The 13,381-nt window shown below is 59.2% G+C and carries 22 protein-coding genes; 18 read left to right on the top strand and 4 right to left on the bottom strand.

Features of this window, described 5'->3' with window-relative positions; translation table 11 throughout:
• The 13 genes from L880_RS0113955 to L880_RS0113895 all read left to right on the top strand — a co-directional run.
• The coding region (locus L880_RS0113955; protein WP_027476203.1) for an elongation factor Tu at positions 1 to 809 on the top strand (809 nt) is incomplete at its 5' end.
• Between the two features lie 29 nt (positions 810 to 838).
• Positions 839 to 1,153: a 30S ribosomal protein S10 gene (gene rpsJ, locus L880_RS0113950; RefSeq protein WP_019575636.1), complete on the top strand. Its 315-nt coding sequence runs from the start codon at positions 839 to 841 to the stop codon at positions 1,151 to 1,153.
• A gap of 195 nt (positions 1,154 to 1,348) precedes the next feature.
• Entirely contained in the window at positions 1,349 to 2,023 is a 675-nt protein-coding gene (gene rplC / locus L880_RS0113945) for a 50S ribosomal protein L3 (protein WP_027476202.1), read from the top strand.
• Complete coding sequence (rplD, locus tag L880_RS0113940; protein WP_019575638.1) at positions 2,023 to 2,643, top strand: 50S ribosomal protein L4; 621 nt, start codon at positions 2,023 to 2,025, stop codon at positions 2,641 to 2,643. The genes rplC and rplD overlap by 1 nt, the downstream gene beginning before the upstream one ends.
• A complete protein-coding gene (rplW, locus tag L880_RS0113935) occupies positions 2,640 to 2,954 on the top strand; it encodes a 50S ribosomal protein L23 (RefSeq protein ID WP_019575639.1) in 315 nt (104 codons plus the stop codon). The genes rplD and rplW overlap by 4 nt, the downstream gene beginning before the upstream one ends.
• A 2-nt stretch (positions 2,955 to 2,956) precedes the next feature.
• Positions 2,957 to 3,781, top strand: a complete 825-nt coding sequence (gene rplB / locus L880_RS0113930) for a 50S ribosomal protein L2 (RefSeq protein ID WP_019575640.1) — start codon at positions 2,957 to 2,959, stop codon at positions 3,779 to 3,781.
• Positions 3,782 to 3,791: 10 nt separating this feature from the next.
• A complete protein-coding gene (rpsS, locus tag L880_RS0113925) occupies positions 3,792 to 4,070 on the top strand; it encodes a 30S ribosomal protein S19 (protein WP_027476201.1) in 279 nt (92 codons plus the stop codon).
• A gap of 9 nt (positions 4,071 to 4,079) precedes the next feature.
• Complete coding sequence (gene rplV / locus L880_RS0113920) at positions 4,080 to 4,409, top strand: 50S ribosomal protein L22 (RefSeq protein WP_019575642.1); 330 nt, start codon at positions 4,080 to 4,082, stop codon at positions 4,407 to 4,409.
• A 16-nt stretch (positions 4,410 to 4,425) separates the two neighbouring features.
• Positions 4,426 to 5,310, top strand: a complete 885-nt coding sequence (rpsC, locus tag L880_RS0113915) for a 30S ribosomal protein S3 (protein ID WP_019575643.1) — start codon at positions 4,426 to 4,428, stop codon at positions 5,308 to 5,310.
• A gap of 2 nt (positions 5,311 to 5,312) precedes the next feature.
• Positions 5,313 to 5,729, top strand: coding sequence for a 50S ribosomal protein L16 (rplP, locus tag L880_RS0113910; RefSeq protein ID WP_019575644.1), 417 nt, complete (start codon positions 5,313 to 5,315; stop codon positions 5,727 to 5,729).
• A 16-nt stretch (positions 5,730 to 5,745) separates the two neighbouring features.
• Positions 5,746 to 5,943, top strand: a complete 198-nt coding sequence (gene rpmC / locus L880_RS34975) for a 50S ribosomal protein L29 (RefSeq protein ID WP_019575645.1) — start codon at positions 5,746 to 5,748, stop codon at positions 5,941 to 5,943.
• Between the two features lie 9 nt (positions 5,944 to 5,952).
• Positions 5,953 to 6,222, top strand: coding sequence for a 30S ribosomal protein S17 (gene rpsQ / locus L880_RS0113900; RefSeq protein WP_027476200.1), 270 nt, complete (start codon positions 5,953 to 5,955; stop codon positions 6,220 to 6,222).
• Between the two features lie 109 nt (positions 6,223 to 6,331).
• Positions 6,332 to 6,838, top strand: a complete 507-nt coding sequence (locus L880_RS0113895; protein ID WP_027476199.1) for a peroxiredoxin — start codon at positions 6,332 to 6,334, stop codon at positions 6,836 to 6,838.
• A gap of 83 nt (positions 6,839 to 6,921) precedes the next feature.
• Here L880_RS0113895 and L880_RS0113890 read toward each other — a convergent pair whose 3' ends face one another.
• Both L880_RS0113890 and L880_RS0113885 read right to left on the bottom strand, forming a co-directional pair.
• On the bottom strand, positions 6,922 to 7,410 hold the full coding sequence (locus L880_RS0113890; protein ID WP_027476198.1) for a GNAT family N-acetyltransferase: 489 nt from the start codon (positions 7,408 to 7,410) through the stop codon (positions 6,922 to 6,924).
• Positions 7,411 to 7,528: 118 nt separating this feature from the next.
• Positions 7,529 to 8,029: a TlpA family protein disulfide reductase gene (locus L880_RS0113885; RefSeq protein ID WP_027476197.1), complete on the bottom strand. Its 501-nt coding sequence runs from the start codon at positions 8,027 to 8,029 to the stop codon at positions 7,529 to 7,531.
• Between the two features lie 16 nt (positions 8,030 to 8,045).
• Between L880_RS0113885 and L880_RS0113880 the strand changes: the two genes are divergently transcribed.
• On the top strand, positions 8,046 to 8,753 hold the full coding sequence (locus tag L880_RS0113880; RefSeq protein WP_027476196.1) for a DUF4197 domain-containing protein: 708 nt from the start codon (positions 8,046 to 8,048) through the stop codon (positions 8,751 to 8,753).
• Positions 8,754 to 8,771: 18 nt separating this feature from the next.
• On the opposite strand, the gene L880_RS0113875 is transcribed toward L880_RS0113880, so the two are convergent.
• Both L880_RS0113875 and L880_RS0113870 read right to left on the bottom strand, forming a co-directional pair.
• Positions 8,772 to 9,890, bottom strand: coding sequence for a DNA-binding transcriptional response regulator (locus tag L880_RS0113875; RefSeq protein WP_157462867.1), 1,119 nt, complete (start codon positions 9,888 to 9,890; stop codon positions 8,772 to 8,774).
• Positions 9,891 to 10,056: 166 nt separating this feature from the next.
• Positions 10,057 to 10,797, bottom strand: coding sequence for an alpha/beta fold hydrolase (locus L880_RS0113870; protein WP_027476194.1), 741 nt, complete (start codon positions 10,795 to 10,797; stop codon positions 10,057 to 10,059).
• A 103-nt stretch (positions 10,798 to 10,900) separates the two neighbouring features.
• Between L880_RS0113870 and L880_RS0113865 the strand changes: the two genes are divergently transcribed.
• From L880_RS0113865 to L880_RS0113850, 4 genes are read left to right on the top strand one after another with little or no spacing between them, the layout of a single operon-like run.
• Entirely contained in the window at positions 10,901 to 11,425 is a 525-nt protein-coding gene (locus L880_RS0113865) for a hypothetical protein (RefSeq protein WP_043329449.1), read from the top strand.
• A gap of 7 nt (positions 11,426 to 11,432) precedes the next feature.
• The gene (locus L880_RS0113860) at positions 11,433 to 12,689 is read left to right on the top strand and encodes an MFS transporter (RefSeq protein ID WP_245615141.1); all 1,257 of its coding nucleotides are present in this window, start codon (positions 11,433 to 11,435) and stop codon (positions 12,687 to 12,689) included.
• Positions 12,686 to 13,132: a PTS sugar transporter subunit IIA gene (locus tag L880_RS0113855; protein WP_019575655.1), complete on the top strand. Its 447-nt coding sequence runs from the start codon at positions 12,686 to 12,688 to the stop codon at positions 13,130 to 13,132. The genes L880_RS0113860 and L880_RS0113855 overlap by 4 nt, the downstream gene beginning before the upstream one ends.
• Positions 13,101 to 13,370 carry an HPr family phosphocarrier protein gene (locus L880_RS0113850; protein ID WP_019575656.1) on the top strand — a complete coding sequence of 90 codons (270 nt, stop codon included), beginning with the start codon at positions 13,101 to 13,103 and terminating at the stop codon, positions 13,368 to 13,370. The genes L880_RS0113855 and L880_RS0113850 overlap by 32 nt, the downstream gene beginning before the upstream one ends.
• Positions 13,371 to 13,381: the final 11 nt, after the last annotated feature.

Here is a 13,381-nt window from a genome sequence, read left to right as displayed (position 1 = left end):
TGCCTTACATCATCGTCTTCCTGAACAAGGCTGACCTGGTGGACGACGCCGAGCTGCTGGAACTGGTTGAAATGGAAGTGCGCGAGCTGCTGTCCAAGTACGAATTCCCTGGCGACGACACCCCGATCATCAAGGGTTCGGCACGTCTGGCGCTGGACGGCGACAAGGGCGAGCTGGGCGAGCAAGCCATCATGAAGCTGGCCGAAGCTCTGGACACTTACATCCCGACGCCTGAGCGCGCTGTGGACGGTGCCTTCCTGATGCCTGTGGAAGACGTGTTCTCGATCTCGGGTCGTGGCACTGTGGTGACCGGTCGTGTTGAGCGCGGCATCATCAAGGTCGGCGAAGAAATCGAAATCGTGGGTATCAAGCCCACCGTGAAGACCACCTGCACTGGCGTGGAAATGTTCCGCAAGCTGCTGGATCAAGGTCAAGCTGGCGACAACGTCGGCATCTTGCTGCGCGGTACCAAGCGTGAAGACGTCGAGCGTGGCCAAGTGCTGTGCAAGCCGGGCAGCGTCAAGCCGCACACCCACTTCACCGCAGAAATCTACGTTCTGTCGAAGGATGAAGGCGGCCGTCACACCCCGTTCTTCAACAACTACCGTCCTCAGTTCTACTTCCGCACGACCGACGTGACCGGCGCCATCGAGCTGCCGAAGGACAAGGAAATGGTCATGCCTGGCGACAACGTGTCGATCACTGTGAAGCTGATCAACCCCATCGCCATGGAAGAAGGTCTGCGTTTCGCCATCCGTGAAGGTGGCAAGACCGTGGGCGCCGGTGTGGTTGCCACCATCATCGAGTAATTCTTGATAAGAACATAAGGAGAATTACCATGTCTACCAAGCAAAAGATCCGCATCCGTCTGAAGGCTTTCGACTACAAGTTGATCGACCAATCGGCCGCTGAAATCGTTGACACCGCCAAGCGTACCGGCGCGATCGTCAAGGGCCCCGTGCCCCTGCCGACCCGCATGAAGCGTTTCGACATCCTGCGTTCGCCGCACGTCAACAAGACCAGCCGTGACCAGTTCGAAATCCGTACCCACCAACGTCTGATGGACATCGTGGACCCGACGGACAAGACGGTTGACGCTCTGATGAAGCTCGACCTGCCGGCTGGCGTCGACGTCGAAATCAAGCTGCAATAAATCCGGCCTTGCCGGCATCTGCCCACAGCAATGAGGGTAATTGGCTGATCAAATAATGCGGACTTGTCCTAAAGACAAGTTCGCGTTATACTTTTGGGCTCGACTACATTTGTTGTCGAGAATTTATCAACTCTCTTTCACACACAAGCGTCGCGGCCAATTGAAGTCGTGGCGGTGGAAGTTTTGGAGAACTACATGAGTCTGAGCAACTCCCTCGGGTTGCTGGGCCGCAAGGTGGGCATGATGCGTCTGTTCACCGATGATGGGGATGCAATCCCTGTCACGGTGGTGGATGTGTCCAACAACCGCGTGACCCAGGTCAAATCCCAAGAGAAAGACGGCTACGTCGCCCTGCAGGTGACGTTCGGCTCGCGCAAAGCATCGCGCGTGACCAAGCCCGTTGCCGGTCACCTTGCCAAGGCAGGTGTTGAAGCCGGTGAAATCATCCAGGAATTCCGCGTGACCGCTGATACTGCATCCCAGTATCAAGCTGGTGCAACCGTGCCTGTGACCGCTGTGTTCGCTGTGGGCCAGAAGGTGGACGTGCAAGGCACGACCATTGGTAAGGGCTTCGCCGGTACCATCAAGCGTCACCACTTCGGTTCGCAACGCGCTTCTCACGGTAACAGCCGTTCGCACAACGTTCCGGGCTCCATCTCGATGGCGCAGGATCCGGGTCGCGTGTTTCCGGGCAAGCGCATGTCGGGTCACCTCGGCGTCGATCTGGTTACCACTCAAAATCTCGACGTGATTCGCATTGACGAAGCACGCCAACTGCTCTTGATCAAGGGCGCTGTTCCGGGCTCCAAGGGTGGCTTCGTGACGGTGCGTCCGGCGATCAAGGCCAAAGCTTCCAAAGGGGCGAACTGATGCAGCTCGAACTCCTGAATGATCAAGGCCAGGCTGCTTCGAAGTACGAAGCCCCTGAGACCGTGTTCGGCCGTGACTACAACGAAGATCTGGTTCACCAGATCGTTGTGGCTTACCAAGCCAACGCCCGTCAAGGCACCCGTGCCCAGAAGGACCGTGAGCAGGTCAAGCACTCGACCAAGAAGCCTTTCAAGCAAAAGGGTACTGGCCGCGCTCGTGCTGGTATGACTTCCTCGCCTCTGTGGCGTGGGGGTGGTCGGATTTTCCCGAACCTGCCGAACGAAAACTTCAGCCAGAAGATCAACAAGAAGATGTACCGTGCTGGTATGGCTTCGATCTTCTCGCAACTGGTGCGTGAAGGCCGTCTGGCTGTGGTGGACACCCTCAAGGTGGACGCTCCCAAGACCAAGCTGCTCGCTGCCAAGTTCAAGGCGATGAACCTTGAGTCGGTGATGGTGATTGCCGACGAAGTTGACGAAAACCTGTACCTCGCTTCGCGCAATCTGCCGAACGTGCTCGTCGTTGAAGCTCGTTACGCTGATCCGCTGTCGCTGGTTCATTACAAGAAAGTGCTCGTCACCAAGGGCGCAATCGACAAACTCAAGGAGATGTTCGCATGAGCACCGTGAAGTTTGACGAAGGCCGTCTGATGCAAGTTCTCGTCGCTCCCATCGTGTCTGAAAAGGCCACCTTGGTTGCAGAGAAGTCCAATGCTGTGACGTTCAAAGTGCTGCAGGACGCTACCAAGCCCGAAATCAAGGCCGCTGTGGAATTGATGTTCAAGGTTGAGGTCAAGGGCGTGTCTGTGGTGAACACCAAAGGCAAGACCAAGCGTTTTGGCAAGTCGATCGGCCGTCGCGACAATGTTCGCAAGGCCTATGTGACCCTGAAGCCCGGTCAAGAGCTCAACCTCTCTGGGGAGGCTGCGTAATCATGGCTGTCATCAAGATGAAACCCACCTCGCCTGGCCAACGTGCCGTGGTGAAGGTGACGCGTGATCACCTGTACAAGGGTGCTCCGCACGCTGCTTTGCTGGAACCTCAGTTCCAGAAGGCTGGTCGCAACAACAATGGTCACATCACCACCCGTCACAAGGGCGGCGGTCATAAGCACCATTACCGCGTTGTCGACTTCCTGCGCAACAAGGATGGCATTCCTGCCAAGGTTGAGCGCGTTGAATACGATCCGAACCGTACGGCCCACATCGCTCTGGTGTGCTATGCCGACGGCGAGCGTCGTTACATCATCGCTCCCCGTGGCGTTGAGGCCGGTGCAACCTTGCTGAGCGGTTCGGAAGCTCCGATCCGTGCTGGCAATGCTCTGCCGATCCGCAACATCCCCGTGGGTTCGACCATTCACGCCATCGAACTGCAACCCGGCAAGGGCGCGCAGATCGCTCGCTCGGCTGGCTCTTCTGCCACGCTGCTGGCCCGTGAAGGCGTTTACGCTCAGGTTCGCCTGCGCTCGGGTGAAGTTCGCAAGATTCACATCGAATGCCGTGCCACCATCGGTGAAGTCGCCAACGAAGAACACAGCCTGCGCCAACTGGGCAAGGCCGGTGTGAAGCGTTGGATGGGTATTCGCCCGACCGTTCGCGGTGTGGCCATGAACCCGATCGACCACCCGCACGGTGGTGGTGAAGGTCGTACCGGCGAAGGCCGTCATGCTGTCGATCCTTGGGGCAATCTGACCAAGGGTTACCGTACCCGTAACAACAAGCGCACTCAGGTCATGATCGTGTCGCGCCGTAAAAAGTAAGGGGTAACAAATGACTCGCTCTCTTAAAAAGGGTCCGTTTGTTGACCATCACCTGGTTGCAAAGGTTGAAAAAGCCGTTGCTACCAAGGACAAGAAGCCAATCAAGACCTGGTCGCGTCGTTCCATGGTTCTGCCCGAGTTCATCGGTCTGACCATTGCTGTGCACAACGGCAAGCAACACGTGCCGGTGTACGTTACCGACCAGATGGTGGGCCACAAGCTGGGTGAATTCGCCCTGACGCGCACCTTCAAGGGTCACCCCGCGGACAAAAAAGTCCAGAAGAAATAAGGAATGACCATGGAAACACGTGCAGTCCTCCGGGGCGTTCGTCTGTCGGTCGATAAGGGCCGTCTGGTGGCCGACCTGATCCGCGGCAAGAAGGTGGATCAGGCTCTGAACATCCTGACGTTCACGCAAAAGAAGGCCGCTGGCATTGTCAAGAAGGTTCTTGAATCTGCCATCGCCAACGCCGAACACAATGACGGCGCCGACATTGACGAACTCCGCGTCAAGACGATCTACGTTGAGCAAGGTGCCACGCTGAAGCGTTTCACTGCTCGCGCCAAGGGTCGTGGCAACCGCATCAGCAAGCCCACGTGCCACGTGTACGTGACGGTTGGCAACTGAAAGGCTGGTCAGAAATATGGGACAGAAAATCCATCCTACTGGATTCCGCCTGGCGGTCAGCCGTAATTGGGCCAGCCGCTGGTACGCGAGCAACCGTGACTTCGCCGGCATGCTGGCTGAAGACATCAAGGTTCGCGAATACCTGAAGGCCAAGCTGAAGAACGCAGCCGTTTCGCGCATTCTGATCGAGCGTCCTGCCAAGAACGCACGCATCACGATCTTCTCGGCTCGTCCGGGCGTCGTGATCGGCAAGAAGGGCGAAGACATCGAGAACCTCAAGAAGGAACTCGCTACCCGTCTGGGCGTGCCGGTTGCAGTGAACATCGAAGAAGTGCGCAAGCCTGAAATCGATGCCAAGCTGATCGCCGACTCGATCACCCAACAGCTCGAAAAGCGCATCATGTTCCGCCGTGCCATGAAGCGTGCCATGCAGAACGCCATGCGTCTGGGTGCCCTGGGCATCAAGATCATGTCGTCGGGCCGTCTGAACGGTATCGAAATCGCTCGTTGCGAGTGGTACCGCGAAGGTCGCGTGCCTCTTCACACCCTGCGTGCTGACATCGACTATGGCTTCTCTGAAGCCAAGACCACCTACGGCGTCATCGGCGTCAAGGTGTGGGTGTACAAGGGTGACACGCTGGGCCGCAATGATCTGCCCGCCGTGACTGAGCCTCGTGCTGAAGAAGAGCGTCGCCCACGTGGCCCGCGTCGTGATGGCCGCCCAGGCGACCGTCCTGGTGCTGACCGTCGTGGTCCCCGTCGTCCGGTCGGTGGCAACACTGCTCCGGCTGACGGCAGCGACAAGCCCGCTGAAGCCGGTGGTGCTGATGCTAAATCTGCCGTTAAGCGCGTCCGCAAGGTCACCGCGCCCGCTACAGCAGCGGACGGTAAAGGAGAATAAATATGCTGCAACCTGCTCGCCGCAAATATCGCAAGGAGCAAAAGGGTCGCAACACCGGTATTGCCACCCGAGGTAACTCGGTGGCTTTCGGTGACTTCGGCCTGAAATCCACGGACCGTGGCCGCCTGACGGCCCGCCAGATCGAGGCTGCACGTCGTGCAATCTCCCGTCACGTGAAGCGTGGCGGCCGTATCTGGATCCGCGTGTTCCCCGACAAACCAATCTCCCAAAAGCCTGCTGAAGTGCGTATGGGTAACGGTAAGGGTAACCCGGAGTACTACGTGGCTGAAATCCAGCCCGGCAAGGTGCTGTACGAAATCGTTGGCGTGCCTGAAGAGCTCGCTCGCGAAGCGTTCCGTCTGGCCGCTGCCAAGCTGCCCCTGCGCACCACGTTCGTGGCTCGCATGCTCGGCCAGTAATTCAGGAGAAATCGAAATGACGAAAGCTGCTGAACTGCGCCAAAAAGACGTTGCCGGCCTCGAAGCTGAAGTGAAGTCCTTGCAAAAGGCCCACTTCGGTCTGCGTATGCAAAAAGCCACGCAACAACTGAACAATACTGCGACTCTGCGCACGACCCGTCGTGACATCGCTCGCGCCAAGACCATTCTTGCTGAAAAGCAAGCCGCCAAGTAAGGAGCCAACATGACGGAAGCTAAAAAATCCCTCAAGCGCACCTTGATTGGCAAGGTTGTCAGCGCAAAGCGTGCCAAGACCGTGACCGTGCTGGTCGAGCGTCGTGTGAAGCACGAGCTCTACGGCAAGATCGTGGGCAAGTCGAGCAAGTACCATGCTCATGATGAAGCGGGCGCCTATCAACTGGGTGACGTGATCGAGATCACTGAAAGCCGCCCCATCTCCAAGACCAAGAACTGGGTTGCGACCCGTCTGGTTGAAAAGGCTGGCATCGTTTAAGTCTTCTTTGACTTCTACGGTGAGAGTTTGAGAAACGACCCACAATGTGGGTCGTTTTTCTTTTTGGGCCGTGTTTTCATGGCCTCCCCCCAGAGCTTAAGGAGCAAGCATGATCAAAGTTGGCGATACCCTGCCGTCCACCACCTTGATGGAGTACTCGGAGGTCGAAGGCGAAGGCTGCAGCATCGGTCCGAACCCGGTCGATGTGGCCAAGGCGGTGGCAGGCAAGACCATTGCGCTGTTCGCACTTCCTGGTGCGTTCACACCGACGTGCTCGGCCAAACATGTACCTGGTTACGTGGAATCGGCGGATGCCTTCAAGGCAGCAGGAGTTGATGAAATCTGGTGCCTCAGCGTCAACGATGCCTTCGTCATGGGGGCATGGGCACGCGATCAGAAGGTGGCCGGCAAGGTTCGCATGCTGGCAGACGGTAGTGCAGATTTCGCCAAGGCCACCGGTTTGACCTTGGACTTGACGGGCCGCGGTATGGGGCTTCGCAGCAATCGCTATTCGATGCTGGTCAAGGACGGAAAAGTCCAAACTCTGAACATCGAAGCGCCCGGTAAATTCGAGGTCAGCGATGCTCAGACCTTGCTGGCTCAGGCAAAAGGCTGAATTGAGCACCATGCAGCGCTGATGCGTTTGCAATGAAAGAGGCGTCTATCCTGGGATGGACGCCTTTTTTGTATGCCTTGGCCTCAAAGATCAGCCTTCAGGTAATGTGATCCAGCAATCGGGTTGTGGTAGTAGGGCGGAATTTCGGCGAAGCCGAGTTCTGCGTAAAGCGCTCGTGCAGACTCCATGTCGTCCAGAGTGTCCAGCAGAACGCTGGCATAGCCCAGCTGGCGAGCGCAATCCATGATGGATTCAGCCAGCATGCGCCCCAAGCCAAATCTGCGAAAAGCTTTGCGCACATAGAGTCGCTTCATCTCTGCCGCATTGGGGTAGTCAGCGGCATCCAGGGGCCGAAGAGCGCAACAACCGGCAATCGACCCTTCCACCAGCGCGAGCATCAGAACCCCACGGGGCGCAGCGTACTCACCTGGGAGGTTTAGAAGTTCTTGCTCGAAATTCTGAAAGCAAAGATCAACGGCCAAGCTCGCTGCATACTCGCGAAAGATGTCGCGGGCCCATTCAACCTGAGTTGGTGTTTCGGGAACGATGATCTGGATATCGGGGCGATTCACGGCAGGCGCATCAACAAGCTTTGTTGCTCGCATTATGGCTTGAGGGGCGGCTTAGCCTTCTCCCTTCGACCTTCTCACGGGCGCTCCATGCGCGCCATGACCTGTGGAACTGCAGGTGTCAGGTCTCGATCAACAGCTTTTCAATCAACTGCTGCAGCTCATTGAAATCGGGTTCACCGATGTAGCGTTTGACGATTTGCCCCTGCTTGTTGACGAGATAGGTCGTTGGCGTCAGTTGAACATCGCCCCAGGCCTTCGCCACTGACCCGGTGTTGTCGATCGCGACCTGAAATGGCAGTTGCCGTGTTTGCGCAAAGTTCACCACGTAGGCTGGTGGGTCGTAACTCATGGCCACGGCCATCGTATTGAAGCCTTTTGCGTGGTATTTCTGGTAGGTTGCGATCACCTTGGGCATCTCGGCCACGCAGGTTGTGCAGCTCGTTGCCCAAAAGTTCACGAGAGTGACCTGCCCCTTGAGGGATGCCGAACTCTTGCTACTACCATCCAGCAGCACAAAAGTAGATTCGGGCGCAGGAACCGGCTTGGCACTCCACCAGGCAGCACCAGCGGCCACCACCAAGGCGAGGGCGCCGGTCGTCAAAAGAATGGCCTTTTTCATATTAAGGATGGACTCCATGCATCGTCGACAGTTTAATTCCAACGCTTCCGCCATGCTTGCCTTGGCGCTAGCGGGCATGCCTGTTTGGGCACAAGCGATCAATCTTTCGGGCTTGAGCAACGCGGATGCCACGGCAGGTCTGAAAGCCACCTTGGAAAAGGGTGCGAGCGCGGCCATCAGTTTGCTTGGGCAAGAGGATGGATTCATGAACAATCCGAAAGTTCGCATCGGCTTGCCGAAGCCACTGGATGAAGTTGCTGGCATGCTGCGCCGGTTTGGTCAGGGCCATCAACTCGACGAATTGGTCACGGCCATGAACCGTGCGGCTGAACAGGCCATTCCCTTGGCCAAGGGATTGCTGCATGACACCATTCAGTCGCTCACCATCACCGATGCCAAGAGCATTCTGGGTGGTGGCGACAATTCGGTGACGCAGTTCTTTGAGGGCAAGACTCGAGAGCCACTCAGCCAACGCTTTCTGCCAGACGTGAGCAAGGCGACCGCGCGGGTGGGTGTTGCAGAGAAATACAAGCAGGTGGCGAGCAAGGCCGCCAGCGTCGGATTATTGAAACAGGAAGATGCTCAGCTCGACACCTATGTCACGGCAAGAGCGCTGGATGGCCTGTACTTGGTGATCGGTGAGAAGGAACGTGAATTTCGCAGCAACCCCTTGGCAGCAGGCAGTGCTGTGATTGAAAAAGCGCTGGGGGCTCTCCGACCCTGAGCTGTGAGGCCAAGCGCATCAAGCGCTCTTGCTGAGCAGTCTGGCCAGAACGGAAGGCAGTTTATTGGTCAGATTGTCACGGTTGATGCGCTCGATGGCGTCATCCACCCAACTGGTCATGGTGAGAGAGTGCTGATCGTCGGTCACTTCCAGCACGGGTATCTGCGGGTCAGCCGCGAGCAACTCCCGCCTGACGCTTTCAAGGCCGACACCATTCAAGCGCTGGTCGAATATCAGCATGTGAGGGCGCTCGATTTCGCAGCGGGCACGAGCCTGCTCGGGTGAGTTGACACTCTCGAGAACCACATGGCTGGATCGGCACAGCGGTGTCATGATCTCCACCAGGCCTGCATCAGCCGTCACCAAAAGAATGTGCTGGCCGGTCGGCAGCTTGGAGTGGCTGCTGGCCCAGGAGTCCGCTCCACTGCTCAGGTCCAGGGGGTTGGCCTTCTCCAACTGCTTTACCGTTCGCCGGAACTCCAGCGTCAGACTGAGGTTCTGTGCCGATTCGGTGTGCTGAATGGGGATCTGAGCCAAAGAGGCGGCTTCCACCAGCAGCCACCAACTCAGGCGATAGGGCGCAGACGCATGGGGATGTTCGGGGTTCGAATCGGATACCGTGGGTCGTGCTTTGAAGCTCAACAGGGCATGCTCGGGCATGCTCTGCATTTCAAGCGTGATGCTGAGCCGGTAGCCAGGCCGCGCCATCCACGACAGCGCTGCGTGCAGCACCGTTTCCAGAAGACTGGGGTCCAGCACCACTTCCACCGCCTGCAAGCGATGCACCAAGTCCACCGCACGGCCTTGCAGCATGCCTGCATTGTCCGCAAGGGCCTGCCGCAGGCGCGCATCGAGCGCCACGTGCTCATGGGATTGCCGGATGGGGTTGTGGGCCAGGTGGTCCAGCAATTGGCTCTGGGCTGCAATCCGCCGAGCGGTGCCCAGCGAACTCATCAGTGCATTGACTTGAGGACGGGACAGTTTTCCGGTGGTCAGCAGTTGCTGGACGATGTGCTCCATTTCCAGCAGCGGACCAGACAACTCAGCGCCAATGGATCCCGCCAGCAAGTATTCTGGCCGCGGAGGTGGCGTCGCGCCGGAGTTGGCTGAGGGGGCACTGCTTTTGACGGGTTCCATTGAAAATGGGCGGTTGGATCGGCCCTGGCTAGATGGCGTTGATCAGGAAACTGGCGCTGCTGATGGTAAGTCTGGGGAACTCAAAACTCCCTCGGCACATTCAGCCACCGGGTGACAGTACCACCGATTCTGATCGTTGAGTTTGTGCCATTTGCCACCGTGTCCGTCAAGCCTCTGGACGGATGCAATCTTGCAGCACAGTCGTCAACTCCACCGGCGCGCTGATCATGGGGTCATGGCCCGTGGCCATATCGACACGGCGTGAACCCGGTAGCCAGGCGCCATCCCAGAAGCGCGGGTCTTGCACACGCGTGCGAATCACGTCGATCGTGGCCAATGTGGGTCGGGTGCAGTTGATGAAGGTTCTTGGAATCTGCGCCACCCGCTTCGGATCAAATTGCAAGGGGGCCTCGTAAGTGTGCCCAGGATGCGGTGTCTGGCGCCGCTTGACCCACGCATGGTCGGTATCCGCCAAACCGAAAACGGCCGGGTCAGGTGCCGGAAAACTGTAGTCCGGGTTTCCCTGCGCGGCCACCAGCCGGGCCTGCCGCGTGGCGCTGGCATGGGTGGAACTCCAGCTTTCACCCACTTTGGGGACCACGGCATCGACATACACCAGATGTTGAAGCCGGTGCGGCAGGCGATCTGCCACGGCCGTTCCGAGCATGCCCGCGTAGGAGTGCACCACCAACACCACGTCTTGCAGCTCTTCGGCTTCCAGCGCATTCACCACATCGCTGATGTGGGTCTCCAAGGTGATGGCGGGCGACATCAGATGCGCTCGCTCCCCGAGCCCCGTCAAGGTGACAGCATGCGCCCGGTGTCCGTTGCGAATGAGGGCTTCCGTCACGCGCTGCCAGCACCAGGCGCCATGCCATGCGCCGTGAACAAGTAAGAAGTGGGCCATGAGTCGATCTCCTGAGCGTCAAAAGAGTGCATTGCAGACACTGCTTTGCTGAGCGGTGCACCAAGCTGGTGGTGCGGCTGATAATGATGACATGAGTTCACTGATGTCGATTTGGCCCTTGGGCATGCTGGTGGTGTTGCAGGCCTGCAGCCCGGCCCTCAATTGGCGCAGTGTGCGCATCGACGAACTGTCCTTGCAGGCGACGCTGCCTTGCAAGGCAGAGCGTGCCAGTCGCCAAGTGCCTTGGGCCGAGCAAGCCGTAGACATGAGTCTCGTGGGCTGTGAGGCCCGGGGGGCCATGTGGACCATCGCCTCTGTGGCATTGCCCAAGAACATGTCGGTGGGCGAGGGCCTGGCTCAGTGGCGTCAGATCACACTGGCACATCTGCGATCCGAGGCTGGTGCGGCCGGCCGGGTGTTTGTGCCCCCAGGAGCCTTGGAAGTGCCGCAGTCGACGCGTCTGCATGTGCGAGGGCAATCCCCCGATGGGGCTGCGCTGGAGGTCGATCTGGCCTGGTTTGCTCGGGCCTCGTCGGGTGGGGCTTTCCTGTATCAGGCCGCGGTCTACGCTCCAGTGTCTGAAGCTGAAGGGGCGGAGACGCTTCTGGCCGGGCTGCATTTCGAGTGAGCCGGTCTTGAACACTGCACTCCACCGCGGTCGCGTGATCGCCATTTTTCTGGCCTTCGCATTCGCCTATTTTTTCTCGGCATTGATTCGGGCGGTCACGGCCACCCTGTCGCCTGTGCTCACGCAGGAGTTGGGCTTGCAGGCCCGGGATCTGGGGCTGTTGGCTGGCGGCTACTTTCTGGGTTTCTCAGTGACTCAGCTTCCTCTGGGGACCTGGCTCGATCGCCATGGCCCTCGCAAAGTCATCTTGTGCTTTCTCTCCATCGCCGTATTGGGTTGCGTGGCCTTCTCCATGGCCACCAGTTTCACGGGGCTGATGGCCGCACGTGTGCTGTGTGGCGTGGGCGTCAGCGCCTGTCTGATGGCGCCGTTGACGGGCTTTCGGCGCTGGATGGCGCCCCAAGCCCAGCTGCGGGCCAACTCCTGGATGCTGATGACGGGGTCGTTCGGCATGGTGGCTTCCACCTTGCCCGTTCAATGGTTGCTGCCGCAGATCGGTTGGCGCCCCTTGTTCTGGGGCCTCGCGGTGCTGACCGCACTGGGCATGGCCTTGATCGCGTGGCTGGTGCCGAATTGGCGCCCTGCCCATGCCACCAGTCCCGTTGTGCAGGGGGCTGAACGCTCCGCCGTCCCGAAGGGCTACGCAGAGGTCTGGGCGCACCCCTACTTTCGCCGCATGTCGCCGATCGGCTTTTTCAGTTACGGCGGCATGGTGGCGGTGCAGACGCTGTGGGCGGGCCCATGGATGGTGCGGGTGGCGGGCTACAGTGCCGCCGAGGCGGCCACGGGCTTGTTTGCCATCAACCTCTGCATGCTCTGCACCTTCTGGTCGTGGGGCATGTTGACCCCCTGGCTGTTTTCCCGGGGGCTGTCGGTGGACCGGATCATCGCCTTCGGACTGCCGGTCAGCCTGTTGACCTTGTCGGGCATTCTGTGGCTCGGCGAGCATGCCGGGGCTGCCGCCTGGGCCTTGTTCTGCGTCACCTCGACAGTGATCTCGCTGGCCCAGCCCGCCGTGGCCATGGCGTTCGCGCCGGCCTTGGCGGGGCGGGCCTTGTCCGCCTACAACCTGGTGGTCTTTGCGGGCGTGTTTGTCCTGCAATGGGGCATTGGGCTGGGGGTGGACTTGTTCTCTTCGCTGGGGTTGTCGGCGGTGGACGCATTTCGCGCCGCCATGGGGGTATTCCTGGCCCTGAGTGTCCTGAGTTACGCCTACTTCCTGGCCCTGAAAAGCCATAATGCACGGCAACCAATTTCCCCATGAGCAACAGTATCCTGATCATCGCCCACGCACCCCTGGCCCACGCCTTGCGTCAATGTGCGCTGCATGTGTTTCCAGACTGCGAACGTGACATCGTTGCCGTTGACGTGCAACCCAACATCTCCCCGGAAGAGACCTTGGCCACGGCACGCATCGCGATGACTGAGCTGTCCGCCCGAGACACCCTGGTGCTGACCGACGTGTTCGGTGCCACACCTTGCAATGTGGCCCAGCGGCTGGTGGATGGCGTGCATTCCCGGCTTGTGGCCGGTGTCAATTTACCCATGCTGCTGCGCACGGTGACGTATCGGCATGAATCCCTGGATGCCCTGGTGTCCCGGGCCGTGGTGGGAGGCACGCAGGGCGTCCTGCAAGTGGCCATCACTGCGCCCCAGAACCAGGCGAGGAGAAGAAATGATCAAATCCACCACGACCATCAGCAATAAGCTCGGCCTGCATGCCCGGGCCTCGGCCAAGCTCACCAAGCTCGCGGGCAGTTTCCCCTGCGAAGTCTGGATTTCCAAGGGCGAGCGCCGCGTCAATGCCAAGAGCATCATGGGCGTCATGATGCTGGCCGCCGGCCTGGGCAGCACGGTCAGCCTCGAGACCGAGGGGCCGCGCGAGCAAGAAGCCATGGACGCCTTGCTGGCGTTGATGGCCGACAAATTCGGGGAAGGCGAGTGAGCGTCCCGGGG

The sequence above is a fragment of the Curvibacter gracilis ATCC BAA-807 genome (assembly GCF_000518645.1).
In the GTDB taxonomy this organism is placed as follows: Bacteria; Pseudomonadota; Gammaproteobacteria; order Burkholderiales; family Burkholderiaceae_C; genus Curvibacter; species Curvibacter gracilis.
Note: the sequence above shows the minus strand (reverse complement) of the source record. Positions and strands in the feature narration are given on the sequence as shown.

Coding starts and splice junctions, on each gene's coding strand:
- rpsJ (WP_019575636.1), top strand. CDS start 839: ATGTCTACCAAGCAAAAGATCCGCATCCGTCTGAAGGCTTTCGACTAC.
- rplC (WP_027476202.1), top strand. CDS start 1,349: ATGAGTCTGAGCAACTCCCTCGGGTTGCTGGGCCGCAAGGTGGGCATG.
- rplD (WP_019575638.1), top strand. CDS start 2,023: ATGCAGCTCGAACTCCTGAATGATCAAGGCCAGGCTGCTTCGAAGTAC.
- rplW (WP_019575639.1), top strand. CDS start 2,640: ATGAGCACCGTGAAGTTTGACGAAGGCCGTCTGATGCAAGTTCTCGTC.
- rplB (WP_019575640.1), top strand. CDS start 2,957: ATGGCTGTCATCAAGATGAAACCCACCTCGCCTGGCCAACGTGCCGTG.
- rpsS (WP_027476201.1), top strand. CDS start 3,792: ATGACTCGCTCTCTTAAAAAGGGTCCGTTTGTTGACCATCACCTGGTT.
- rplV (WP_019575642.1), top strand. CDS start 4,080: ATGGAAACACGTGCAGTCCTCCGGGGCGTTCGTCTGTCGGTCGATAAG.
- rpsC (WP_019575643.1), top strand. CDS start 4,426: ATGGGACAGAAAATCCATCCTACTGGATTCCGCCTGGCGGTCAGCCGT.
- rplP (WP_019575644.1), top strand. CDS start 5,313: ATGCTGCAACCTGCTCGCCGCAAATATCGCAAGGAGCAAAAGGGTCGC.
- rpmC (WP_019575645.1), top strand. CDS start 5,746: ATGACGAAAGCTGCTGAACTGCGCCAAAAAGACGTTGCCGGCCTCGAA.
- rpsQ (WP_027476200.1), top strand. CDS start 5,953: ATGACGGAAGCTAAAAAATCCCTCAAGCGCACCTTGATTGGCAAGGTT.
- L880_RS0113895 (WP_027476199.1), top strand. CDS start 6,332: ATGATCAAAGTTGGCGATACCCTGCCGTCCACCACCTTGATGGAGTAC.
- L880_RS0113885 (WP_027476197.1), bottom strand. CDS start 8,029: ATGAAAAAGGCCATTCTTTTGACGACCGGCGCCCTCGCCTTGGTGGTG.
- L880_RS0113880 (WP_027476196.1), top strand. CDS start 8,046: ATGCATCGTCGACAGTTTAATTCCAACGCTTCCGCCATGCTTGCCTTG.
- L880_RS0113875 (WP_157462867.1), bottom strand. CDS start 9,890: ATGGAACCCGTCAAAAGCAGTGCCCCCTCAGCCAACTCCGGCGCGACG.
- L880_RS0113870 (WP_027476194.1), bottom strand. CDS start 10,797: ATGGCCCACTTCTTACTTGTTCACGGCGCATGGCATGGCGCCTGGTGC.
- L880_RS0113865 (WP_043329449.1), top strand. CDS start 10,901: ATGTCGATTTGGCCCTTGGGCATGCTGGTGGTGTTGCAGGCCTGCAGC.
- L880_RS0113855 (WP_019575655.1), top strand. CDS start 12,686: ATGAGCAACAGTATCCTGATCATCGCCCACGCACCCCTGGCCCACGCC.
- L880_RS0113850 (WP_019575656.1), top strand. CDS start 13,101: ATGATCAAATCCACCACGACCATCAGCAATAAGCTCGGCCTGCATGCC.